A 24,955-nucleotide genomic window follows, 5' to 3' on the forward strand; every position below is an offset into this window, starting at 1 on the left:
CGGCGGGGTCTAGTCCGCCATGAAGATCTCTTTCCTGCTCCACAACGCCTACGGGATCGGAGGCACGATCACCACCACGTTCAACCTGGCCCAGGCACTCGCCGACCGGCACGAGGTGGAGATCGTCTCCGTCCTGAGGCACCGCGAACGCCCGAACTTCGCCCTGGACCCGCGAGTGTCGTTAAGGCCACTGGTGGACCTGAGACATGAGAAGGAACATCCTCTGCATCTCAGACCGGCGCGGGTGTTCCCCGCCGCCGAATACCGCTACGGGCAGTACAGCGAACTGACCGACCAGCGGATCGGCGAATGTCTGGCGCGGACCGACGCCGAGGTCGTCATCGGCACCCGTCCTGGGCTCAATGTGCACCTCGCGCGCCAGGCGCCGGAGCACGTCGTCCGCATCGGGCAGGAGCACCTCACCCTCGACAACCACTCGCCCCGGCTGCGCATCGCGCTGCGTCGCGCCTACCGCCGGCTCGACGTGCTGACCACGGTCACCGAGGCGGACGCCGCCTCCTACCGGCGCAAGATGCGCCTGCCCGGAGTCCGGGTGGAGGCACTCCCGAACAGCGTCCCCGACCCGGTGCTGCCCGCGGCGGACGGCAGGGCGAAGGTGATCGTCGCGGCCGGCCGGCTGGTCCCGGTGAAGCGCTACGACCTCCTTATCGAGGCCTTTGCCCCGGTCGCCGCCGCCCACCCGGACTGGCGGCTGCGCATCTACGGCAAGGGCGAGGAACAGGCGCGGCTGCGGCAGCTCATCGAGGACCTCGGCCTGAGCGACCACGCCTTCCTGATGGGAGCCGCGGCGCCCATGGAGGCTGAGTGGGTCAAGGGCTCGATCGGCGCGACCGCGGCCAACTTCGAACCGTTCGGCATGACGATCGTGGAGGCGATGCGCTGCGGCCTGCCGGTCGTCAGCACCGACTGCCCTTACGGCCCCGGCGAGATCATCGAGGACGGCACCGACGGCCGGCTCGTCCCCGTCGGAGACCGCGAGTCGATGAGCGCCGCACTGCTGGAACTCGTACGTGACGACGAGCGGCGCCGACGCATGGGCCGCAGGGCACTGGAGAACGCGCGACGGTTCGGCCCGGTCCCGGTCGTGGAGCAGGCCGAGCGGCTCATCGACGAGGCGATGGCCGCACGGGGGACCGCGCGACGGGTGGCACCGGAACGCGGCCGAATACAACGCGCCCTGGTCAGCCAGGGCTTCGCCGCACGCGACGCCGCGTACGCCGTGGCCTCGGGTGCGCTGCACACGGTACGGAAGGGAAACCGATGACCACCGGACAAGGCACGACGAGCGTGGCCGACCTCCGCACCGACTGCACGGCCGACGCGGACGGCCGCCTCACCTTCGCGCTGCGGGCACCGTCGGCCACGGGCCGGCTGCTGCTGCGACTCCGCCCCAAGAAGGGGCAGCCCGGGAAGGTCCTCCACACCCTCGACCTGGAACCGACGGAGGACGGCCGGCCGCGTGCCGTCCTGGAGCCGGAGCCCGCGCTCGCCGAGGGCCGGTGGGACGTCTACCTGATCCCCGAACCCGGTGCGCCACGGCAGCGACTGCGCCCCGGGCTGCGGGACCTTCGGACCCTCGTCGACGGCCACCTGCGCGACTGGCCGTCACCGGTCGCCGTACGTGTCCCGTACGTCACCAGGGACGGCTACGTCGCGCTGCGGGCGTGGCTGCGCACCGCCCACGCGGAGGTCGAGGGCATCGATGCCACGGACCGATCGATGACCGTCAGGGCACGGCTGCACGGTGTCACCTTCGGCGCGGGACCGGCGGTGCGGCTGCGCCTGCGGGGCGGGGGCGGCACCGAACGGACCGTCGTGCCGGTGGCCGGGAAGGACGGCCGGGGGTTCTCCTTCACAGTGGACTACGGGGAGTTGGCCGGTGACGCCGGTACCGGCAACCGGGTCTGGGACCTGTTCGTCCGGGTCGACGGCGAGACCTCGGTCCGGATCGGCCGTCTCTTCGACGACGTCGCGGACCGCAAGGACATCTTCGTTCTCCCCGCGGCCACGATCGGCGGCGCGGTCGTGCGGCCCTATTACACGGTCGACAACGATCTCTCGGTACTTGCGGACAGGACCTGACCGCAAGTACTCCTACGGTCGTTCCATGACCCAGACACAGCAGGCGCAGAAGATCCTTGTCACCGGTGCCACCGGAACCGTCGGCCGCCAGGTCGTCACCGAACTGCTCGCCCGCGGCCACGCGGTCCGCGCCCTCACCCGGGACCCGGCCAAGGCCGACTTCCCGGCCGGCGTGGAGGTGGTCCGGGGCGACCTGACCGATCCCGACAGCCTGGTCCCGGCCTTGGAGGACGTCGCCGGCGTCCACCTGATCACCTTCGGCGGGGCCTACTTCGCCCCGCTGGAGACGGGACCGCGCATCCTGGAGCTGGCCCGGGCGGCGGGCGTGCGCCGGGTCACCGTGCTGCACGGCGGCGAGGCGACGCCGCTGGAGCAGGCGGTGCGGGCGGCCGACGGGATCGACTGGACGGTGCTCATGCCGGTCGAGTTCATGGGCAACGCCCTGGAGTGGGCGGACGGCATCGCGACAGCCGGCGAGGTGCGCGAGCCGTTCGTCTCCCGGCTCAGCGCCATGGTCCACGAGGGCGACATCGGAGCCGTCGCCGCGGTCGCCCTGACCGAGGAGGGGCACGGGAGTCAGGAGTACGTGATCACCGGCCCCGAACTGCTGACCGTCGGCGACAAGGTGGCGACGATCGCCGCCGCCCGCGGCCGGGAGATCTCCCTGGTGGAACTCAGCGAGGAGGAGGCCGTCGCACAGTGGCGGGCGGCGGGGCACCCGGAGGACGTGATCGGGTTCCTGCTGGAGGCATACGGCAACACGCCGGAGGTCGGCCGCACGGTCGCCGACACGGTGGAGAAGGTCACCGGTCGACCGGCGCGCACCTTCCGGCAGTGGGCCGAGGAGCACGCGGACACGTTCAGGGCGGGCTAGGCCTGCCGCCGCCCTCCGCCAGCCTCGCCGCCGCGTCGTGGACGACCTGTGCGTGCAGCTCGAACAACGCCACGAGGTCGACGGTGTCGCCCTTGACCTCGCGGTGCACGAACAGGCCGTCCGCGCCGGCGATGGCGTAGGTCGTGAGGGTGTCCACGGCGGCCTCGTCCAGGGCCGGGAACAGGGTGGCGGCCACCTCGGCGATCTTCCGATGGGTGATGTCGCGGACCTGGAGGAACACCGTGCGCCCCCGGGGTTCGGTGGGCCGCCGCTCCAGGGCCAGCATGAGGCCGAGGCGCAGGAAGTCGGGGGCGTCGACGAGGGACTTCGCCACGTTGCCGGCCATGGCGGTGACCCGTTCCAGCGGCGTGCCCGTCTCCTCGCCCGGCAGCTCGACCGCCGTGAGCCACGCCTCGAAGCTGCGCTCGATGACCGCGGCGATCAGGTCGTCCTTGTCCTTGAAATGCCAGTAGATGGAGCTGGCGGGCAGCCCGCACTTGGCGCTGACGGCCGCGATCGAGGTGCCGTCGTAGCCGCGCTCACCGGCGATCTCCACGGCGGCGTCGAGGATGCGCTGACGTGACTCCACCCCGTTCGCGCGCTTCTTGCGCGTCGTCGGCGCACTGGTCATGGGGTGCCTCCCCGGTCGTACCGGGCCGTCCGCCCCGGTGGTCGTACCGGGCCTTCGGGCTCTGGTGATCGCTCGCTTGCTGAAGCGTCCACTCTAATTGGAGCATCCCCTACAGCAGGAACGGTGTCCGGCCCGGCGCTCAGCCGACGAGGGTGTCGACGACATCGAGGTCCGGCAGGTCGAGCGCGCAGATCCGCGCGGCCTCGTCGGCCGGGAGACCGAACTGCCGCAGCAGGCCGAGGGCGACCAGGTCCGCGGACTTCGCGTCGTCACGGTCGGGCTGGGCGTGCAGCAGCGAGCCCAGCGCCAGCACGGCGGCCGCCGTCATCGTGAGAGCGAGGTCCAGGTCCTCCACCTCGAAGCGGCCCACGTCGACCGCGGCGCGGATGTCCTGGAAGGCCCGGGGCGCCAGGCCACGCTCGGACCGCGCGAGTTCCAGGCCCTGGTTCAGCAGGACGCGGCTCAGCTCCGGGTGGCGGCGGTGCAGCCGGCCGGTCATGCGGAAGCTCTGCGTGAACGCCACCGCCGGGTCGTCGATGTCCGCGGTGAGACGGTCCATCAGCGAGCCCCACCACTCCAGCGCCTCGGCCACCGCGACGCGGAAGAGCTCTTCCTTGCTGTCGAAGTGGTTGTAGAACGAGCCGACCCCGATGTCGGCCAGCTCCGTGATCTCCAGGATGGGGACGTCGGTACGCCCTTCGGCCAGCAGGCGCTGGGCCGCCTCCACCAGCGCCGTGCGCGTGCGCGCCCTCCGCCGGTCGACGCGCCCGGGTGCGGTCCGCTCGGCCATCACACCATCCTCCATCCCGCCGGCACTGCCTTCACCCCGCACTCTAGCTGCACTCTTCTGTTTCCTGAAGATTTCTTCAGTTCTCTTGACTGACGTCTGATTCGGAAGTGAATATTCCTTCAGGAGGTGGTGGCCGTGGGTGGCACGCACAACGACCTGCATTCCGAGCAGGGCGCACTCCCCGGAGAGCATCCGGGCCGGGCGACGAACCCGGTGATCAAGGTCCACGACATCGCGTGGCTGGAGTTCCGCAAGCCCGACCTGGACCGGGCCGAGGTCTTCGCCCGGGCGTTCGGCTTCGTCACGTCGTACCGTGACGGCCGCGAGCTGCATCTGCGGGGGACGCAGGCCGGCGCACCCTGCGTGATCATCAGGAAAGGGCGCGGCTCGCGGTTCCTCGGCCCCGCCTTCCGCGCCGCGGACACCCGCGACCTGCTGCGGCTGGCCGAGACCGCAGGCACCACGGTCAGGTCGCTCCCGGAGCAGCTGGGCGGCTCGGTCGTCGAACTGCTCGACCCGAGCGGACTACCGGTGCGTGTCGTCGCCGACACCGACGAACTGCCCGCCCGGGCGGCGCAGGGCACACAGGCGCTCAACTTCGGCGGCGGCCTCGACCGAGTCAACGCCACCCAGCGGCCCCCACGGGAACCGGCGGGCGTCCGGCGCCTGGGTCACGTCGTCCTCCAGACGACCACCTACACGCGCACGCTGAACTGGTACCTGGAGCAACTCGGCCTGATAGTCAGCGACTTCCTCTACTACGCCGGTCAGCGCGAGCGCGGCCCCACCATGAGCTTCATCCGCTGCGACCGCGGCCGGACCCTGACCGACCACCACACCCTGGCCCTCACCCTCGGCCCCTCCAACCGGTATGTGCACTCGGCCTACGAGGTCACCGACCTCGACGCGCTGGCCGCCGGCGGTCAGCACCTGCTCAGCGAGGGCTACCGGCGGTCCTGGGGGATCGGCCGGCACATCCAGGGCAGCCAGATCTTCGACTACTGGCGCGACCCCGACGGCTTCCTGGTCGAGCACTTCACCGACAGCGACATGTTCGACTCCACCCTGGAGCCGGGCTGGGCACCCATGACCGCCTCCGGCCTGGCGCAGTGGGGCCCGCCTGCCACCAAGGACTTCCTGGGCATCGCCCCCGGACGCGAGTCGCTCGCCGAGCTGCGCTCGATCATCACAGCCCTGAAGTCCGACGACAACGAATTCGACCTAGAGCGCCTGCGCGGCCTGATGAAAGTGGCGACCACATGACCGTCTCCGTCCTCCGTACCGCCGAGGGAGCGTGGTGGGTCGCGCTCGACGAACACCGTGCCGTACCCGTCGAGACACCCGCGAAGACGACCGCCGAACTCCTCGACGACGTCGTCACGGTCCACATGGCCCTGGCCGAGGCCCGCGCCGGCACCGCGACGACGCAGCCACACCGCATCGCCGAACTCCCGCTCGTCTCCCCGGTCACCGCGCCCTGCCGGGTGGTCGCGCAGATGACCAACTACGTCTCCCATGTGCGCGACTCGGGCATGAACCCCGAGACCGTCCCGCTGACGTTCTTCCGCAAGACCTCCGGCTCCATGAGCGGACCCTTCGACGAGATCGTGAAACCGGCCCACGTCCGCTTCCTCGACCACGAGATCGAACTCGGCCTGGTCGTCGGACGCCCCCTCGACGTCGGCACGACGGTGACCGCCGACAACTGGAGGGACCACATCGCCGGACTGGTCATCACCAACGACGTCTCCGCACGCGACGTACAGCTCCCCAAGACCCAGTTCTACGAGGCCAAGTCCTACCCGACCTTCACCCCGGTCGGCCCCGCACTGGTCCTGCTGGACGCCGACGAACTCGACTGCCTCCCCGAACTCCGGCTCGTACTCAAGGTCAACGGCGAGATCCGCCAGGACAGCGACCTCACCGACATGATCTACAGCCCGCTCCGGGCGCTCCAGGAACTCTCCCGCTTCCAGGCCCTCGCACCGGGCGACCTGATCCTCACCGGCACACCCGGCGGCACGGCTCTGAAAGCGCCGCCCAAGCCGGTGGAGATCATCGGCGCGCTCCTCCCGCCGGCGATGAAGTGGAAGGCGTTCTTCAAGTCGCAGGCGAAGAACGACAAGTACCTCCGGGACGGCGACGTCCTTGAGTTGTCCATCCGCACCCCCGACGGCGCCATCGACCTCGGCACCCAGCAGACCAAGGTGAGGTACGCGTGACCACCGAGACCCCCATGGCGTGGCCGCGCTACGACCACCCCGACGACCTGGCCGCCATCGAGGCCACCCCGCTCGCCGCGCGCGGCCTGCCCGCCACCTCGTACGACCTGCTGCGCCGGGCCGCGGACCGGTGGCCCGAGCGGACCGCGCTCACCGTCCTCCCCGACGCCGCGTCCTGGCGCACACCCAGGAACCGCACCCACGCGGACCTCCTCGCCGACGTCCACCGGGCGGCCAACGCCCTGCACCGCCTCGGCGTCCACCGCCGCGATGCCGTCGCCCTGCTCGCCCCGAACTGCGACGAACTCGTCACCGCGCTCCTCGCCGCCCAGCTCGCCGGCATCGCCGCACCAGTCAACCCGGCGCTCGCCCGTGACCACGTCGCCGAGCTGGTCCGCCGCGCCGGCGCCCGCGTCATCGTCACCGCCTCCCCGGAGCTGGACCCCGAGGCGTTCGCCACCGCCGCCGAACTCGCCCGGCAGGGCCTGGTGGACCATGTGCTCCTGCTGAACCCCACCGCCGGCCCGACCGAGCAGCTGCCGTCCGTGGAGAACGCCACGGTGGCCCGCCTCGCCGACGCCGCGGCCGACCGCCCGGACGACCGCTTCCTCGGCGAGCCGCCCACGAGCACCGACCTCGCCGCCTTCTTCCACACGGGCGGCACCACCGGAGCGCCGAAACTCGCCGCCCACACGCACGCCAACGAGGTGTCCGACGCGTGGATGATCGCGGCCAACTCCGTGCTGGACGACGACTCGGTCGTGTTCGCCGCGCTGCCGCTCTTCCACGTCAACGCACTCGTCGTCACGCTGCTCGCCCCGCTCTTCCGAGGGCAACGAGTCGTCTGGGCAGGCCCGTTGGGCTACCGCGACATCAACCTCTACGCCGACTTCTGGCGCATCGTCGAGCACTACCGCATCGCCACGATGAGCGCCGTGCCCACGGTGTACGCCGTCCTGGCCGCGTGCCCCGTCGACGGGCACGACGTCGGCTCGATGCGGTGCGCGATGGTCGGCGCCTCCGCTCTGCCCGACGGGGTGCGCGCCGACTTCGAGACGGCGACCGGGATACCGCTGCTGGAGGGATACGGCCTGACCGAGGCGACCTGCGCCAGCGTCCGCGGCTTCCTCGACGTCCGCAGGCCCGGATCGGTCGGTCAGCGGCTGCCGTACCAGAGGATCAGGATCGCCGACCCGGACACCGGCGCCGAGCGGCCGGCCGGTGCGGTCGGCACCATCCTCATCAGCGGCCCGACCGTCTTCCCCGGCTATGTCCAGGGGCGTGCCGGGGACGGCCACCTGATCAGCGGTCAGGGAAAGGTGACCGACGGCTGGCTCGACACCGGCGACCTCGGCTACCTCGACGAGGACGGTTTCCTCCACCTCACCGGCCGGGCGAAGGACCTCATCATCCGCGGCGGCCACAACATCGACCCCCGTGTCATCGAGGACGCCCTGCTCTCGCACCCCGCGGTCACCGGGGCCCAGGCCGTCGGACAGCCCGACGAACGGGCCGGCGAGGTGCCGGTCGCGTACGTGACGCTGTCCGACGGTACGGTCGACGAGACCGAACTCCGGGCCTGGGCCGCCGCCCACGTCAGCGAGTCGGCCGCCGCCCCCAAGGCCGTCCGCGTCCTCGACGCGCTCCCCGTCACCGCGGTCGGCAAGCCGTACAAGCTCCCGCTGCGCGCCGACGCGGCACGCCGCGTACTCACCGACGTCCTCGCCGGCATCGAGCACGTGGCGGAGATCGACGCCCGAGCCGACTCCGGATCGGTGGCGGTCACCGTGACCCTGCGCTCCTCGACGCCGCCCGGCGCAGCGGCGGAAGTGGAACGCAGGGTCGGCAAACTCGCCGTGACCTGCCGAGTTGTCCGGCAGCAGCGAGGTGAGGACTGACGCACTCCCGCAGGTGATGCCGATGCCGACGGCCGACACGCGGTCGGAGAGCGCACCGATATCGCCAAATCCGGACCGGAAGACGTCCAGACCTCACTGGAGTCTTGAACACGCCTGTCCGGGTCTGCTTGGGTGACGAACCAATGGCCGCTGTCCGGCGGCGTATAGGGGGAATGGTTTCTGTGCTGGGCCGGCAATGGGGGCTTGAACACGCCGTGCGACAGCGGTGGGCTTGGCCGCGTCGGCGTCCGCCGTCCGCTTGGGGTCCGACTCGCGACTGAGCGGGCGGGCAGGGGCACTCCGGCCGCACATCACTCACACCCTTCATGCAGACCAGGGGAAGGTGCATGAGGTACTTCCGTCTGCTCGTCCTGGGCAACGGCATCTCGGCGTACGGCAGTTACCTGAACATGGTGGCGCTGAACGTCTTCGTCTACGACGCCACCGGCAGCGCACTGGCCGCCGGGCTCTTCATGACCGTACGCCTGGCCACGAACGTCGTCTCGGGCTGGGTCAGCGGCAGGCTCGTGTCGGTCTACGACCGCAAGCGGCTGATGGTCGGCGCCGACCTGTGCCAGGCACTGGCCCTGCTGTCACTGCTGCTGGCACCGGACGGCATGCGGGTGGGGCTGCTCTACGCCCTCGCCGTGATCACCGGCGGCTGCTCGACGCTGTCCCAGGTGTCCCTGCGCAGCAGCATCCCGGAGATCGTCGGGGCCGAGCACCGGGTGCGTGCCAACGGGCTGCTGGTGACGGGGCGTTCGCTCGCGATGATCGCCGGATTCGCCTCGTCGGGTCTGGTGGTGGCGAAGCTCGGGTATTCGGCCGCGTTCGCGCTGGACGCGGCGACCTTCGTGGTCTCGGCGACGGTGCTGTTCCTGTTGCCCGTGCGCACCAAGGCCGCCGCGGCCGGCACCGGGTCCGCGGACTCCTCCGACGCCGCACGCTGGACCGCGCGGATGCTGCTCGGCACGGCGCCGGTGCTGATGGCGATGATCGCGATCCGGGCGGTGGACGGACTCGGCTCCTCGTCCCACAACGTCGCCCTGCCGATCTACTCCAGTGGCCTGGATCCCGACCATCCGGCGACGTTCATCAGCCAGTTCTGGGCGACTTGGGCCATCGGCAACATCGTCGCCCAGCAGGTCATCGGCCGTGTCACCAAGAAGAGCGGGCGGACGCCGGGGGAGCGGGCCTTCGCCCTTGGTGCCTGTGTGATGTCGGCCGGGTTCATCGTGGTGTTCTGCGGACTGCCCACCGTGCCCGCCGTCATCGCCGCGCTCGTCGCCGGAGCCGCAGACGGTTTCACCGAGATCGTCTACGTGTCGAGGCTCCAGACCGCCCCCGACGAGCAGCGCGGCCGCCTCTTCGGGCTCTCCGCCTCCGCCGAGAACACCGGATTCGGACTCGGCATGCTCGTCAGCGGCGCCCTGCTGGAGGCCTTCTCACCGCTCCAGGTCGTGGCCGCCTTCCACGGCCTCGCGATCGCCCTGTGCCTGGCCCTGCTGCTGGTACTGCTCAGACGGGGCGGCACCCGCGACCCCGGCGTCGAGGACAAGACGGTCGACCGTGACACGTCGACGGTGACGGAAGGACGCGGCTGATGCCCCCGAACGACCCGGACCCCCGGATATCCGCTCCTGACCCCCGGTTGGCCGTCATCGGCATGGCCTTCCGCCTCCCCGGCGCCGACACGCCCGAGGACCTCTGGCGCATCGTCCACGACGGCACGGACAGCATCACCCGCTTCACGGACGAGGAACTGGCCGCCGCCGGCGTCCCCGCCGAGGAGTATGGCGCGGCGGACTTCGTCGGCGCCTCCGGCGTGGTGGACGACATCGCCGGCTTCGACGCCCAGCACTTCGGAATGAGCGCCCGCGAGGCCCGGATCACGGACCCCCAGCACCGCATGTTCCTGGAATGCGCCCAGCACGCCCTGGAGAACGCCGGCTACCCGGACGAACGCGACGGCACCCGCATCGGCGTCTACGCCAGCACCGGCTACCACCTCTACACGCTCCAGAGCTACCTCCTCAACAACGTCCTGCCCAGCGAACCCGTCACCGACTGGATGGCCGGCATCCAGATCACGGTCGGCAACTACGCCGACTTCACGGCCAACCGCGTCGCCTACCGGCTGGGACTGACCGGCCCCGCCGTCAACGTCCAGACCGGCTGCTCCAGTTCACTCGTCGGCGTGCAGTCCGCCGGCCAGTCCCTGCTGATGGACGACTGCGACGTCGCCCTCGTCGGCGCCACCGCCGTCCATGTGCCGCAGATCCTCGGCTACCGGTACGTCAAAGGCTCGATCCTCTCCCGATCGGGCCGGCTGAGGGCCTTCGACGCGGGCGCCGACGGCACCGTCGGCGGGACCGGCGTCCTGGCCGTCGTACTGAAGCGGCTGGCCAGGGCCGTCGCCGACGGCGACACGATCCACGGTGTCATCAGCGGCTGGGGCATCAGCAACGACGGAGCGGACAAGAAGGCGTTCACCGCCCCCAGCGCACAGGGCCAGCGCGTCGCCATCCGGCAGGCCCTGCGGCGGGCCGGCGTCGGCGCGGACTCCATCGGCTACCTGGAGACCCACGGCACCGGCACCCTCAAGGGCGACCCCATCGAGTTCGACGGAGCCGCCGGCGCCTACCGCGAGGACACCGACCGCACCGGCTACTGCGCCCTCGGCTCGACCAAGGCCAACATCGGCCACCTCGACGCCGCCTCGGGCCTGGCCGGGCTGGTGAAGACCCTGCTCGTCCTGAAGCACGGCGTCATCCCGCCGATGGCCAACTTCGAGGAACCCAACCCCGCCCTCGACCTCGACCACAGCCCCTTCTACATCCCGCGCACCGCCCGCCCCTGGCCACAGGGTGACGGGCCGCGCCGCGCCGGTCTCACCTCACTCGGGGTCGGCGGCACCAACGTCCATCTGATCGTGGAGCAGGCCCCGGATCCCACGCCCCGGACCGAAGGCGCAGCACCACCGGACGTGCTCCTGGTCTCCGCGAGCAGCGCCGACGCGCTCGCGGACAACGCCCGCGCCCTGAGCGAGCGGTTACGTCAGCCGCCCGCACCGCAGCTGACGGACCTCGTCACCACCGCCGCACTCGGCCGCACCCACGGCCGCCACCGGTTGGCGGTCCGCGGCACCAACCCGGCCGCCCTCGCCGACGCCCTCGACGGCTGGCTCGCCGGGAACGCCGGAGCGGCGGTCCACACCGGTACGGCACCGCACGACGGGCACGCGCGCGTGGCCTTCCAGTTCACCGGGCAGGGCAGCGGACACCCGGGAATGACCACGGCCCTCCACGACCGCTTTCCCGTCGTCCGAGAAGTGCTCGACGCCTGCGAGCACCGCCACCGCGAACTCACCGGCGACCCGCTGTTCACCGGCCGTGTCCCGGAAGAAGGCGCCGTCCAGGACACCGACATCGCGCAACCCGCGCTGTTCGCCCTGCAATGCGCACTTGTCCGGCTGTGGCGCGAGACCGGCGTCGAGCCGTACGCCGTCACCGGGCACAGCGTCGGTGAGTACGCCGCCCTGTACGCGGCCGGAGCCCTCTCGCTCGACGACGGACTGCGCCTCACCGTCGAACGCGGCAGGCTGATGCAGCGCCGCTGCGCCCCCGGCGCGATGGTGGCGGCACCGCTCGCCCGGACCGCGGCCCTCGCCCTGGCCGCCGAAGTGCCCGGTCTGGAGGCGGCCGTGACCAACGGGGACCGCGCCCAGGTCCTCGCCGGAACCGCGGAGGCCGTCGACCGGGCGTGCGCCCTGCTGGCGGAACGCGGCACTCCGGGGCAGCGGCTGCCGGTGACCCGCGCCTTCCACACCGCCCTGATGGAACCGATGCTGGAGGAGTTCCGGAAGGTCCTCGCCGACGTGTCCCTGCGGCCGGTGGGCATCCCGTTCGTCAGCGCGCTGGACGGCGTGACCCACCCGCCCGGCTGGATCCCGGACGCGGACCATCTCGTACGGCACACCCGCGAGCCCGTCCGCTACGACCTGGCGCTGCACGGCATCGGTGCCGGGCAGCCCGACGTACTGCTGGAGATCGGGCCGCACACCATCCTCAGCGGCCTGGCCCGTCGCGCACTGCCCGGCGTCGCGTCCCTGCCCTCCCTGCGCCGAGGCGCGGGGCTCGGCGCGCTGTGGGGTGCGGCGACGGGACTGCACTGCGCGGGCGCGGACGTCGACTGGCGGGTGCCGCTGGCCGGCAGCGGGGGCCGGCGCGTGCCTCTGCCCGGCTACCGATTTCAGCACAAGGACCACTGGACGGGGCCGCGGTTGGCGGCCCGGAGCACGGGAACAGCAGCGAGAGAGGGAGCCGAAGTGGTTCAGCAAGACGCAGCGGTCACGCATGTACTCCACAGCATCGTCCGGACCACGGCCCGGCATCTCGGCGAGGAGCCGTCGGCGATCCTCGGTGACGCGACCTTCTTCGACCTCGGCGCCGACTCGCTCCAGATGATCAGCGTGCTGCGGGAGCTGGAGCAGGAGCACCAGGTCAAGGTGACGATGCGACAGCTCTTCGAGGAGACGGGTACGCCGCGGCGCCTCGCGGAGTTCATGGTGGCGCGGATGCCGGTGGCGGCGGGGCAGCAGAAGCCGCAGCAGCCACCTGCCGCTGTGCGCGAGCCGGAGCCCGTGCCTGTGCCGGTGCCTGCTCCGGTTTCGGAGCCTGTGTCCCTGCCGACGGTCGCCGCGCCCGCGCCCCCACTGGCTGCCGAGCCCGCCGCCCCCGTGGCGTCCGCCGCCCCCGAGTACGCCACCCGCGAGGAGTTGGAGGACCTCGCCCGCAAGATCCAGCAGATGTCGCAGATACAGCTGCAGATGATGTCCCAGCTCTCCCAGCTGCTCGCGCTCCAGACCGCCGCCGTCTCCGACCGGCTCAACGGCACGGTGGCCAAGTGACCGGGCTGAACGGCATATCCGCCGCACTCGACCGCGACCTCGCGGCGATGACCGAACTCTCGCAGCGCATCGCCGAGCAGATGGGCGGTGACGCTCCGGCGCCGGAGCAGCCGGCCCCGGAGCCGCCGCGCGTGCACGGCCCCCGGGTCACGGTCGAGAGAGCCTCTGGCATGGTGCGGGACGCCTCCCCGCAGACCCAGCAGGAGCACCTGGCCGACCTCGTGCGCCGCTACACCGCGAGGACCCCGACCTCCAAGGGGATCGCCCAGCGCTACCGGCGGGTTCTGGCCGACAGCCGCGCGGTGGTCGGCTTCCGCAGCGGCACCAAGGAGATGCTGTATCCCATCGCGGGCCGCCGGGCGAGCGGGGCACGGCTGGAGGACGTCGACGGCAACGAGTACGTCGACATCACCATGGGCTTCGGCGTCCTCCTCTTCGGCCATGAGCCGGAGTTCGTGACTGAGGCCGTGCGCGAGCACCTGTCCCGCGGCATCCAGCTCGGCCCGCGCAACGTCGAGACCGGCGAGGCCGCCGAACTCCTCGCCGAACTCACCGGCCTGGAGCGGGTAGCCTTCGCCAACTCCGGTACGGAAGCGAACTCGGCCGCCATTCGCCTGGCCCGCGCTGCGACCGGCCGGGACAAGATCGTCACCTTCCTGGGCGCGTACCACGGTCACGCCGACAACGTCCTCGGCCGGGCCTCCGCGGCCGGGACCGGCACCGACCCGGTCACCGTGCCCGTATCCCGGGGCATCCCGCAGTCCGCCGTCGCCGACCTGTTGGTCCTCGACTACGGCAGCGACAGCGCGCTGGAGGCCATCGAACGGCACGCCGGCGAGATCGCCGCGGTCGTCGTGGAGCCGGTGCAGAGCAGACATCCCGCGCTCCAGCCCGTGGAGTTCGTCCGCAAGCTGCGGGAGTTGACAAGCCGCCACGGCATCGTCCTGCTCTTCGACGAGATGCTGACCGGCTTCCGCCCCGCCCTGCGCGGCGCACAGGAGCTGTACGGCGTCACCCCGGACCTCGCCACCTACGGCAAGCTCCTCGGCGGCGGCTTCCCCATCGGGGCCATCGCCGGCCGCGCCGACATCATGGACGGCGTCGACGGCGGCCACTGGTCGTACGGCGACGACAGCTACCCGCCCGCCGACACCACCTTCTTCGGCGGTACGTACATCCAGCACCCGGTCTCGATGGTCGCCGCGCGCGCCGTGCTCACCCACCTCAAGGAGCACAGCCCCGGCCTCCAGCAGCGGCTCACGGCCCGCACCGCCGAACTCGCAGCGACGCTCAACGGCTTCTTCGAGGCCGAGGAGTACCCGCTGCGCATGACGCACTTCGGCTCCCAGTTCCGTTTCGAGCACCGGGCCGACCTGGAACTCCTCTACCACCACCTGATGCTGCGCGGCGTGCACGTCTGGGAGTGGCGCAACTTCTTCCTGTCCACCGCCCACTCGGACGGCGACATCGAGTTCGTGGCGGACGCCGTACGCGATTCGCTGCGCGAGCTGCGCTCGGCGGGCTTCTTCCCGGGCGGACGTCTCGTGGCACCGAAGACAGCGCCACCGGAAACAGCGCCACCGAGACCGGTTCCCGCACCGGCGGCTCCCGCATCGACACCCGCTCCGGTGGCCTCCATGGCCTGGAACGCGGCGGCCGTCACCGCGGCCGAGCAAGCCCCGCGCACGCCTGACTTCAGCGTCTACTTCTTCGGCGACTACCCGCAGGACACGGCCACGCCCCGGCACGGCCAGTACGAACTCCTCATGGACGTGGCCCGGTTCGCCGACCGGCATGGGTTTCACGCGCTGTGGATGCCGGAGCGCCACTTCCACTCCTTCGGCGGACTCTTCCCCAACCCGGCCGTACTGGCCGCCGCGCTGTCCCGCGAGACCGAACGCATCCGGCTCAACGCGGGCTCCGTCGTCCTGCCGCTCCACGACCCCATCCGGGTCGCCGAGGAGTGGTCGATGGTCGACAACCTCTCCGGTGGGCGCGTCGGCATCGGCGTCGCCAGCGGCTGGAGCGCCAACGACTTCGTCTTCTTCCCCGACCGCTTCGGCCGCCACAAGGAGCTGATGTACGAACAGCTCCAAGAGGTACGGAAGTTCTGGCGCGGCGACGCACTGCGCCGCACCAGCGGGGACGGCGAGGCCGAGGTACGGCTCTTCCCGCGACCGGTGCAGGACGCCCCGCCCATGTACACGGCCGTGGTCGGCAACCCCGCCTCGTACGAACTCGCCGCCCGGCACGATCTCGGCATCGTCACCAACCTGATGACCCAGAGCGTGGAGCAGCTGCGGGAGAACATCGCCCTGTACCGCGCCACCCGGTCCCGGCACGGCCTGGACCCGGACGCCGGGCGCGTGGCTGTTCTGCTGCACACCTACCTCGCGGACGACCACGACACCGCGCGCACCGAGGCGTTCGAGCCGCTGTCCCGCTACATGCGGGCCTCGCTGTCGGTCTTCAGCGGCGTCACCAACAGCCTCGGACACAACATCGACCTGGCCGAGCTGAGCGAGGACGACCTGGACGCGGTGTTCCGCCGCGCCTACGGCCGCTACTGCGACCAGCGTGCCCTGATCGGCACCGTGGACAGCGTCCGGCCGGTGGTGGACGCGGTCACCTCGGCGGGCGCCGACGAGATCGTCGCCCTCGTCGACTTCGGTGTCGCGCAGGACGCGCTGCGCGAGGGCCTGCCGCGGCTGGACGCCCTGCGCCGCCGCCACGACAGCCGACGGGCCGAGACCGTCCCGGCACCGGCGAACGCCGTCTCCGCCGAGGTCGCCCCCGCGAACGCCGTCCCCGCCGAGACCGCCCCCGCGAACGCCCTCCCCGCCGGAACCGCCCCCGCCGACGCTCCCTTGTCGCCCGGACAGGAACGGATCTGGTTCCTGGAGCGCCTGCTCCCGGGCCGTACCGCGTACAACGAGATCAAGGCGATCCGCCTCGACGGCCCCCTCGACGTACCCGCCCTGCGCGCCGCGCTGAGCGGACTCGTCGCCCGCCACGAGTGCCTGCGCACCGTCTTCCGGGAGATCGGCGGCGAACCGCGCCAGGTCGTGCGGCCGTCCGCCGACCCCGACTTCGAGGTCCTGGACGGCACCGGCGGCTCGGGAACCGTGCTCCAGGACGCCCTGGCCGCCGAGAGCGCACGCCGTTTCGACCTGGCCGACGGCCCGCTGTTCGTCACCCGGCTCATCAGGCTCGCCGACTCGGAGCACGTCCTCGTGCTGTCCCTGCACCACATCGTGGTCGACGCCGCCTCCGCCACCGTCCTCGCCCGCGATCTCTCGGCCCTCTACCGAGCCGAGCGCGACGGATCGACCGCCGACCTCCCCGCCCTGACCTGGACGTACGCCGACCACGCCAGGGAACTGGCCGCCTCCGTGCACAGCCCCGAGGCGGACGAGGACCTGGCCCACTGGCGACGCACCCTCGGCGGAGAGCTGCCCGTCCTCGCGCTGCCCGCCGACCGGCCGCGCCCGGCGACGATGACGTCCAACGGCCGTGCCGTCTTCCACACCCTCGACCCCGAACTCTCCCGACGGCTTCGCGAGTTGAGCCGCACCCGGCGCAGCACTCTGTTCATGACCCTGCTCGCCGGGTACGCGGCGATGCTGCACCGCGTCACCGGGCAGACGGACCTCGTCGTCGGCACCCCGATCTCGGACCGGCCGGAGCGGGCCGAGGATCTGCTCGGTTTCTTCGTGAACACCCTCGCGCTGCGCCTGGACCTGTCCGGAGACCCCGCGTTCGGCACACTGCTCGACCGCGTGCGCACGGTGGCGCTCGACGCGTACGACCACGCCCGGGTGCCCTTCGAGAGGGTGGTCCGCGAACTCGCGCCGCCCAGGGCGGTGGACCGGACGCCGGTGTTCCAGGCGTTCGCCGAGTTCCAGCGTGCCGAGCCGTTCCGCTTTGAACTGCCCGGCATCGAGGCCACCCCTCTGGACGCCGGGCCGGACAAGTCCCTGACGGACCTGACCGTGTACTTCACCGACCAGCCGCAGGGCATTCGCTGCCATCTGGAGTACAACACCGACCTGTTCGACCAGCGGACCGTCGACGGCTTCTTCGCCACCTTCCGCGATCTGCTCACCGCTGCCGTGGAGACACCCGAGCTGCCGCTGTCCGAGCTCGCCCCTCCCGCCGACGACGGCGACCCCGTGCCGCTCGCCTGGCAGCGCGGCCCGTCCCGGCCGGTCCCGGACACCACCGTCCACGACATGGTCGCCCGGCGGGCGGCCGAGCTGCCCGGCAGCATCGCCGTGATCAGCGGCGACACCCGACTCACCTACCGTCAACTCGATGACAGGGCGACGCAGCTGGCGAACGCCCTGCGGGAGCGGCACCCCGAGGGCGGTGCCGAAGTCGTCCTGTGGCTGCCCCGCTCCGCCGACCTCGTCGTCGCCATGCTGGCCGTGCTGAAGGCCGGCTGCTCCTATGTGCCGCTCGATCCGTCCCTCGGGCGGGCGCGTGCCGAGCAGATCGTCGCCGAGTGCGGGGCCCGAGTCGTGGTGTCGGCGCGGGATGGGGCCGACGGCCTCGAACTACCCCTGGGCGTCACAGTCGTACCGCCCGACGCGACCGCGCCTCCTGCACCACGTGAGGTCGGTACGGGCCACGAAGCCTGCTGCGTGCTCTATACCTCCGGCAGCACCGGCACACCCAAGGGTGTCGTGGTGCCCCATCGGGCCGTCGTCGACCTGTGCGAGTGGCAGCGTGCACGCTTCGCCTTCTCCCCGGCCGACCGGAGCGCTGTCGTGTGCAGCCAGAGCTTCGACGCCTCGCTCCTGGAGATCTGGCCCGCGCTGACCGCGGGAGCGTCGGTCACGATCGCCGACGAGGAGCTCCGCAGGGACCCACTGGCCCTCGCCCGCTGGTACGGCCGGCAGGGCGTCACCTTCTCCATCCTGCCCACCGCCCTCGGCGAACAGGTGCTGCGGCTGCCCCCGTGCGACCAGCCGCCGCTGCGTCATCTGCTGCTGGGCGGTGACGTACTGCGCACCCGGCCGCGCCCTGAAGCACCGTACGAGACGGTGAACGTGTACGGGCCCACCGAGATCACCGTCCTGTGCACCATGGAGACCGTCGCCCCGCACGACTCCACGGCACCGATCCCCCTCGGCCGCCCCGTCGACAACGTACGGCTGAGCGTGCTGGACGAGTCGGGAGAACCCGTCCCGGTGGGCACGGTGGGCGAGTTGTACGTCGGCGGACCGGGCGTGGCCCTCGGCTATCTGCACCGCCCGGAACTCGGCGCGGAGCGGTTCCTGCCGGACCCGGACCCGGGCCCGGACGCCCGCCGGTACCGCACCGGCGATCTGGTGCGCTGGACCCGGGAGGGGAAACTGGAGTTCTGCGGCCGGGCCGACGACCAGGTCAAGGTCCGGGGCTTCCGGGTCGAGCCGGAGGAGGTCTCACGTGTGCTCAACGCCCTCGACGGCGTGCGTGAGGCGGCCGTGCTGGCCCGGCGCAACGACCGGGGCGAGGCGTACCTCGCGGCCTATGCCGTCCCGGCCGAGCCGATCGGCACGACGGCCGACGACCGCCAGGCCCAGGCCGACCTGCTCACCGCGGAGTTGGCGGCCCGGCTGCCCGAGTACCTCGTGCCGCGCGCCTGGCGTGTCCTGCCCGCCCTGCCCGTCTCGGGCAACGGCAAGCTTGACCGGGCCGCGCTGCCGGCCCCCGACCTGGTCTCCACGGCACCCGGACGCAGGACCGGCGACTCGGGACCGGCCGTGGTCCGCGCAACCGGCGTCGAGCAGCGGGTACGGGAGCTGTGGGCGGACGAGTTCGGGATCGACGCCGACGGCATCGCGGACGACGTCTCGTTCTTCGACCTGGGCGGCCACTCGATCACCGCGATGCGGTTGGTCAACCGGGTCCGCGAGGAGTTCGGCACTGAGTACCCGATGCTGAGCTTCTACCAGGACCCGACACCGCGAGCCATGACGGCCCGACTGGCGGGCGGAGCGGGGGAGGAGAGCCAGGGCGCGCCGAGCCGGACATCGGAGGGCGGCACTGTGGAACGGCGTGCACCGGCGACCGCGCAGCAGTCCCGCTTCGCCACCGTCCACGCGGACCACCTCCTGCCCCAGGTCTTCAACGTCGCCCTGCGCATCACCCTGTCCGGCGAGTTGGACGTGCCGGCACTGAGGAGGGCCCTGACCCGGCTGGTCGAGCGGCACGAGGGACTGCGGACCCGACTGGCCCGCAGCGGGGACGGCTGGGAGCAGCAGGTACTGCGGGCCGGCCCGGTCGAGCTGCCGGTCGAGGACCTCACCGCGAGGCGGACGGAGGAACGGCAGGCCGTCGTGGAGCGGGCCAGTGCCGAGGCCGCCGAGACACCACTGGATCCCACCGACGGCACCCCGATCTCGGCGCGTGTCCTGCGGACCGGCGGGAGCACCTGGGTTCTGCTCCTCGTCCTGCACCACTCCGCCTGCGACGGCTGGTCCGTCAGCCTCCTGCTGAAGGAGCTGGCCGCGCTGTACGGGGCCGCCGCGAAGGGTGAACCCGATGGCCTCCCGCCCGTGGGGTGCCAGCCCGTGGACTACGCCCGGTGGCAGCGGAAGCAGGCCGACGCCACCGACGAAGGGCCGAAGCTGGACTTCTGGCTGCGCGAACTCGACGGCGTCCCGTTCGTCGTCGACCTGCCACTGGACCGGCCCCGTCCGGAGAGGGCGAGCGGACGCGGCGGCGCCGTCGTGTTCACCGTCCCCGCCGAGGTGCGCTCCGGCATCGACCGGCTGGCGAGAGAGCGCGGGACGACGCCCTTCGTGGTCACGGCGGCGGCCCTCGGCCGGATGCTCGCGCGCAAGGCCCATCAGTCCGACGTCGTGTTCAACGTGTCCTACGCCAACCGGGAGCGACGCGAGTTCGAGTCCATGCTGGCCTGCACCATCACCGGCTTCGCCCTGCCGGTGCGCGACGGCGCCGCCGACTCCTTCGCCGCCCTGACGGACCAGGTCGCCCGGACCGGGGTGGAGTGCATGGACCGTGCGATGCCGGTGCGCCGGATCGCCCCGGCGATGAGGGAGCGGCACGGCGTCGACGTACCGGACAAGCTGGACGTCGGCTTCGCGTACCAGAGTTCACTGGAGGCGGAGGTCGAACTGACCGGACTGACCACGGCCATCGAGGACCTGGCGCCCGCCGCTGCCCGGACCGAGCTCACCTTCGGGCTCGTCCCGGCCGGGGCCGAACTGCGGGGCTTCGTCGAGTACTCGTCCGACCTGTGGGACCACGCCACGATCGAGGGCTGGGCCCGCGACTACGTCGTCCTGCTCCGCGAGGAGGTCGAGCGGGCACTGCGGAGCTGACGTCCGTCCGCGACGCCGTCCCTCGGGCGCCGATACCGGCGCGCCGCACGGGACGGCGTCGCGGACGCTCACGCCGCGCTGCTGCTGTGCGGCATCCAGTGCCGGCACGTCATCTCGTGCTCGGTGCCGAGGCTGGTCCACCAGCGCTCGCAGCACGCCGAGTCGAGCTCCGCCCGGACGATCGCCTCCGCGGCATCCCCGCCGCCGCGCGAGGCCCGCGCGATCAGATCGAGCAGGATCCGTCGCTGTTCACCGATCACCGTCTCCCGTACGACGGCGATGACGGGCACGAGACTGGCGGCCGCGAACAGACACGCGGCCCACATCGGGCCGTACCTCACTTCCAGGATCGAGGTCCAGGCGAGCCCCCCGCTCGTGGCGACGTAGAGGAGACACAGCAGGCGGCTGGAGCAGTTCATGGGCGTACACCGTCCTTGGGGCGGATTGAATCGCCCTGTCCAACTGCTCACAGCCCTCGTGGATTCGGGTGAATTATCCCACCGTGACGGAACGGGCGTGGTCCGCCGGATTCGACGGGGCGATCGCCGCGGCCTTCCCCTGGAACGCGGACCGGTAGGAGTGCGGCGTCGTGCCCACCACCCGGCGGAAGCGTTCACGGAACGCCGTCGGCGAACCGAACCCCGCCTGGCGGGCGATTCGCTCGACCGGATGGTCGCTGTTCTCCAGCAGATACTGCGCCCGTCGCACCCGCGCCCGCAGCAGCCACTGCAACGGAGTGGTGCCCGTCTGCTCGCGGAACCGGCGGCTGAAGGTGCGCTCGCTCATCCCCGAGCGCTCGGCCATCGCCCCGAGGGTGATCTCCCCGGCGAGATTGTCCTCGATCCACTCCAGCATCGGTTCGAGCGCCGAGCCGCGCGGCACGGGCGGGTGCTCGTGCACGATGAACTGCGCCTGCCCGCCCTCACGTTCGAGGGGTACGACGGACATGCGAGCGGTGTGCGCGGCCACCGCCGAACCGAGGTCCCGCCGGATCATGTGCAGGCACATGTCCAACCCCGCGGCGGCCCCGGCGGAGGTGAGGATCTGCCCGTTGTCGACGTACAGGACGTCCGGCTCCACCTGTACGTCGGGGAAACGCTGCGCCAGCTCGCCTGCCGCCATCCAATGGGTGGTGGCGCGCAGTCCGTCCAGCAGCCCGGCCTCGGCCAGGACGAAGGCGCCCACGCACACGGACGCGATCCGCGTGCCGGACTCGGCGGCCTGGCGCAGGGCCGCCACCACGTCGGCGGAGGGCGGCCCGGTCTCGTCGCAGCCCGGCACGATGATCGTGTCCGCGTCCGCCAGCCCGTCGAGCCCTCGGTCGATACGCAGCGCGAAGCCCTCGGTGCGCACCTCGGGCGACTCGGCGCACAGCCGGACCCGGTAGGGGCGGCGGCCGTCCGGCAGCCGGGTCCAGCCGAACATCTGGAAGGGCGTCGCCATGTCGAACGGCACCACGTTGTCGAGAACCAGGATCGCCACGGTGTGCATGACTGCCACCTTAGACAGAATCCCGCCATTACCAGAAGCCCAGGTCGAGGCGGTGATGTGCAGCAATGGGCTGGACACCGGTGGTGGCGAGAACCCGTTGGTTCCTGTCATTTCAGCCCCTGTGCCAAACACCGGAAGATCCCTAACGTGGGCGGGGCCGCCGTCCCGCGCAAGCCGGGCCCGCGGTCCTGATGCCACGCCGACACGGAGACCGACAGCACCCGATGACCAAGATCCTGCTCATCCTTCACGTCCTTGCCGCCATCGTCGCCGTCGGCCCCGTCACCGTCGCTGCCAGCATGTTCCCGCCGGCCGCACGCCGCGTCCCGGCGACGGACGGCGCCGTGGCGGTGGGCACCGTCCGCCTCCTGCACCGCATCTGCCGCGTCTACGCGACCATCGGGCTGTCGGTCCCCGTCCTCGGCCTCGCCACCGCCCTCGCTATGGGCGTCCTCGGCAGCGGATGGCTCATCACGTCCATCGCCCTGACCGCCGCGGCCGCCGGCCTGCTGATCGCGTTCGTCCTGCCCCGCCAGGAGGAGGTACTGGAGCAACTGGACGCCGAGAAGCCCGTCGACCGCTCGGCCACCGTCCAACTGGCCATGGTCACCGGCATCTTCAACCTCCTGTGGGCGACCGTCACCATCCTCATGATCGTCCGGCCCGGGTCGACGACCGGCGCCTGAACCGGGCAGGTCGGCGGCCCCGGACCACGCGTCGGGGGCCGCCATAGCACCCGTTCGTCACCCGCGAAGCGCTCTGGCAGAATTCGCACTTCAGTGTGCGTCGGCGCCTAGACTCGACAGCCGTGCCCATATGCACACAAGGGCCACGACATGAAAGGCGCGTTGACGGGTGTTTCAGGATTCCCCCATTTACGACCGGCTGATCGCGGAACGCGGCGACATCCCCACCCAGGTGCGCAGGGAGGCCGAACGCGTCAGCCGGGACCTGCAGTTCGTGATGCAGCCGGGGCCGCCCCTCGGCCACGCGCCCGCTCCCGTACGTCAGACGCCCCCGGCCCCGACCTGGCAGCGCAGCGCTCTGCCGCCCGGTCCGCACGCCGGCTGAACCGGATCAGACGACCCTCGCGCTCGCGCCGTTGACGTGCGACTCCGGCCCCGCCACCGGCTGGGCCAGCCACTCGGCGATGGTGCGGGCGATCGGCTGGCCGGTGTCGACCTCGACGAAACCGAACTGGCCCGACTGATTGCACTCCAGGAACCACCACACCCCGTCGGCGTCCTCGACGAAGTCGAAGGCGCCGTAGGACAGTTCGGCACCCTCCATATAGGCGAGGACCGCCTCGGCGACGCGCGGCGCGACATCGACGGCCTCCCACGGCACGTCCGACGCCGCGAAACGGACGTCCACCTCGGCCTCGGTACCGGTCGCCTTACGCGCGGCCAGCAACCGGTCGCCTATCACGGTGAGACGGATGTCGGCCCGCTTGGCCACGCGCCGTTGCAGCAGGGTCGGTCCGAACGCGACGGCGGAGAAGTCCGTGTCCGGGGCGACTCTGCTGGTCGGCACCGCGCGGGGCGGGTCCTGCGGATGCGCGCCCGACACCGGCTTGACCACGAGGTCCGGGTAGCGGGCGGCGAACTCGCGGGCGGCCTGCGGGAACGTCGTTATCAGGGTCGCCGGGACGGGCAGCCCGCACCGCTGGGCCAGCCGGAGTTGCCAGGGTTTGTGACGGGCCCGGCGGGCCGCGTCCGGATGGTTCATCCAGCGGGCCTCACTGCCGCGCAGCATGCCGTACAGCGCCTGCCCTGCCTCCTCCGTCAACCAGGTCGAGGGGCTGGCCGCCCGCTGCGCCGCGGCTCCCGGCCTGCGCAGCCAGACCGAGCGCAGCCCGGCGATGCTCACCAGGCGCCCCGCGGCCCAGAGATGGCCGCGGAACGCGCCGTGCACGAACTCGCCCGACAGGGACACCCCGTCGGTCAGGTCGGCGGGATCGAGCCGGAACACCGGAACGCCCGACGCGTTCAGATGCACCACCACCATGTCCGCCGTCACATCTTCTTCGCTCGTCAGAATCAAGACGGTCATCTCGGCCGGCCTGTGTTCAGTCGTCGAAGTGAGTCTTGGAGCCCGCTGTGGACGTCGTGGTGCCCAACTCCCGCATCAAGGCGTGATCACGGGCGGCTATGCGGCCGTCACGGAGCACGTTCAACTGCATACCGGAGTCGTAGACGTACGGAGTGGTGACCTCCAACTCCGCGGCCGGCCGTGCATAGTTGAGCGCGAACGGTTGCATCGTCTCTCCCTCACAGGTGCTGCTCCGATCGAGCCTGGTCACCCGGCGGCGGCCCTCGGTCACCGACGCCTTTTGGTTTCCACTTACTTAAACGAATCGAACGAGTGATTGGTTTCCTTACTTTCTGTAATCAACGGCGTCCGGCGGTCCCGCTTCGGGAGAACGGCGCAGGGTACGCAGTGCCAGCAAGAGCACGCCGATGTCGTCCAGATACACCGGATCGGGCACCAGATCGGCCGGCAGCACGAAGTAGAGGACGGCACCCCAGAACACCCACCGCGGCCCGGTCGGCAGCCCTGAGCGCCGCAGCAGACGCCGCGTCCGTACGAGCCGCACCAGCACCCCGACGGCCACGGTGAGCACGACGGCCGCGAGGGCCACGGCGGCGACGATCACCGCGGTGGTCGACTCCACTGACCCTCCTCCTGCCGGTGCCGCACGTCACA

Annotated in this window: 18 protein-coding genes; 11 read left to right on the forward strand and 7 right to left on the reverse strand. The window is 71.5% G+C overall.

The window, feature by feature from the left end; translation table 11 throughout:
• Positions 1–19: 19 nt before the first annotated feature.
• From PGH47_RS39810 to PGH47_RS39820, 3 genes are read left to right on the forward strand one after another with little or no spacing between them, the layout of a single operon-like run.
• On the forward strand, positions 20–1,285 hold the full coding sequence (locus PGH47_RS39810; protein ID WP_271667515.1) for a glycosyltransferase family 4 protein: 1,266 nt from the start codon (positions 20–22) through the stop codon (positions 1,283–1,285).
• The gene (locus tag PGH47_RS39815) at positions 1,282–2,103 is read left to right on the forward strand and encodes a transferase (protein WP_271667516.1); all 822 of its coding nucleotides are present in this window, start codon (positions 1,282–1,284) and stop codon (positions 2,101–2,103) included. The genes PGH47_RS39810 and PGH47_RS39815 overlap by 4 nt, the downstream gene beginning before the upstream one ends.
• A 25-nt stretch (positions 2,104–2,128) precedes the next feature.
• Positions 2,129–2,977 (forward strand): NAD(P)H-binding protein, encoded by an 849-nt coding sequence (locus tag PGH47_RS39820; RefSeq protein WP_271667517.1) that lies wholly within the window; start codon positions 2,129–2,131, stop codon positions 2,975–2,977.
• Here PGH47_RS39820 and PGH47_RS39825 read toward each other — a convergent pair.
• Together PGH47_RS39825 and PGH47_RS39830 are read right to left on the reverse strand one after the other, a co-directional pair.
• Positions 2,964–3,608, reverse strand: coding sequence for a TetR/AcrR family transcriptional regulator (locus PGH47_RS39825; protein WP_271667518.1), 645 nt, complete (start codon positions 3,606–3,608; stop codon positions 2,964–2,966). The genes PGH47_RS39820 and PGH47_RS39825 overlap by 14 nt on opposite strands.
• A 139-nt stretch (positions 3,609–3,747) precedes the next feature.
• Positions 3,748–4,398, reverse strand: a complete 651-nt coding sequence (locus tag PGH47_RS39830) for a TetR/AcrR family transcriptional regulator (protein ID WP_271667519.1) — start codon at positions 4,396–4,398, stop codon at positions 3,748–3,750.
• A gap of 135 nt (positions 4,399–4,533) precedes the next feature.
• On the opposite strand from PGH47_RS39830, the gene PGH47_RS39835 reads away from it, so the two are divergent.
• The 6 genes from PGH47_RS39835 to PGH47_RS39860 all read left to right on the forward strand — a co-directional run bounded on the left by PGH47_RS39835 (position 4,534) and on the right by PGH47_RS39860 (position 20,758).
• Positions 4,534–5,661, forward strand: coding sequence for a VOC family protein (locus tag PGH47_RS39835; protein WP_271667520.1), 1,128 nt, complete (start codon positions 4,534–4,536; stop codon positions 5,659–5,661).
• Positions 5,658–6,620, forward strand: coding sequence for a fumarylacetoacetate hydrolase family protein (locus PGH47_RS39840; protein WP_271667521.1), 963 nt, complete (start codon positions 5,658–5,660; stop codon positions 6,618–6,620). Before PGH47_RS39835 ends, PGH47_RS39840 begins: the two co-directional genes overlap by 4 nt.
• Entirely contained in the window at positions 6,617–8,518 is a 1,902-nt protein-coding gene (locus PGH47_RS39845) for an acyl-CoA synthetase (RefSeq protein ID WP_271667522.1), read from the forward strand. The genes PGH47_RS39840 and PGH47_RS39845 overlap by 4 nt, the downstream gene beginning before the upstream one ends.
• A 347-nt stretch (positions 8,519–8,865) precedes the next feature.
• The gene (locus tag PGH47_RS39850) at positions 8,866–10,122 is read left to right on the forward strand and encodes an MFS transporter (RefSeq protein WP_271667523.1); all 1,257 of its coding nucleotides are present in this window, start codon (positions 8,866–8,868) and stop codon (positions 10,120–10,122) included.
• Positions 10,122–13,427 carry a type I polyketide synthase gene (locus PGH47_RS39855; RefSeq protein ID WP_271667524.1) on the forward strand — a complete coding sequence of 1,102 codons (3,306 nt, stop codon included), beginning with the start codon at positions 10,122–10,124 and terminating at the stop codon, positions 13,425–13,427. Before PGH47_RS39850 ends, PGH47_RS39855 begins: the two co-directional genes overlap by 1 nt.
• A 47-nt stretch (positions 13,428–13,474) precedes the next feature.
• Positions 13,475–20,758: a MupA/Atu3671 family FMN-dependent luciferase-like monooxygenase gene (locus PGH47_RS39860; RefSeq protein ID WP_443048631.1), complete on the forward strand. Its 7,284-nt coding sequence runs from the start codon at positions 13,475–13,477 to the stop codon at positions 20,756–20,758.
• A gap of 68 nt (positions 20,759–20,826) precedes the next feature.
• Here PGH47_RS39860 and PGH47_RS39865 read toward each other — a convergent pair whose 3' ends face one another.
• The gene (locus tag PGH47_RS39865) at positions 20,827–21,177 is read right to left on the reverse strand and encodes a hypothetical protein (protein WP_030958996.1); all 351 of its coding nucleotides are present in this window, start codon (positions 21,175–21,177) and stop codon (positions 20,827–20,829) included.
• A 73-nt stretch (positions 21,178–21,250) separates the two neighbouring features.
• Positions 21,251–22,249: a GlxA family transcriptional regulator gene (locus PGH47_RS39870; protein WP_271667526.1), complete on the reverse strand. Its 999-nt coding sequence runs from the start codon at positions 22,247–22,249 to the stop codon at positions 21,251–21,253.
• 224 nt (positions 22,250–22,473) lie between these two features.
• Between PGH47_RS39870 and PGH47_RS39875 the strand changes: the two genes are divergently transcribed.
• The gene (locus PGH47_RS39875; protein ID WP_269641353.1) at positions 22,474–22,935 is read left to right on the forward strand and encodes a DUF2269 family protein; all 462 of its coding nucleotides are present in this window, start codon (positions 22,474–22,476) and stop codon (positions 22,933–22,935) included.
• A gap of 169 nt (positions 22,936–23,104) precedes the next feature.
• Positions 23,105–23,320 (forward strand): hypothetical protein, encoded by a 216-nt coding sequence (locus PGH47_RS39880; protein ID WP_030967844.1) that lies wholly within the window; start codon positions 23,105–23,107, stop codon positions 23,318–23,320.
• Positions 23,321–23,326: 6 nt separating this feature from the next.
• Here the strand turns inward: PGH47_RS39880 and tgmB are convergent, their stop codons facing one another.
• The 3 genes from tgmB to PGH47_RS39895 all read right to left on the reverse strand — a co-directional run bounded on the left by tgmB (position 23,327) and on the right by PGH47_RS39895 (position 24,923).
• Entirely contained in the window at positions 23,327–24,301 is a 975-nt protein-coding gene (gene tgmB / locus PGH47_RS39885; RefSeq protein ID WP_271667527.1) for an ATP-grasp ribosomal peptide maturase, read from the reverse strand.
• Positions 24,302–24,317: 16 nt separating this feature from the next.
• A complete protein-coding gene (tgmA, locus tag PGH47_RS39890; RefSeq protein ID WP_030967846.1) occupies positions 24,318–24,509 on the reverse strand; it encodes a putative ATP-grasp-modified RiPP in 192 nt (63 codons plus the stop codon).
• Positions 24,510–24,626: 117 nt separating this feature from the next.
• Entirely contained in the window at positions 24,627–24,923 is a 297-nt protein-coding gene (locus tag PGH47_RS39895) for a DUF1232 domain-containing protein (RefSeq protein WP_271667528.1), read from the reverse strand.
• Positions 24,924–24,955: the final 32 nt, after the last annotated feature.

The sequence above is a fragment of the Streptomyces sp. HUAS 31 genome, assembly GCF_028198125.1.
Lineage (GTDB): Bacteria > Actinomycetota > Actinomycetes > Streptomycetales > Streptomycetaceae > Streptomyces > Streptomyces chartreusis.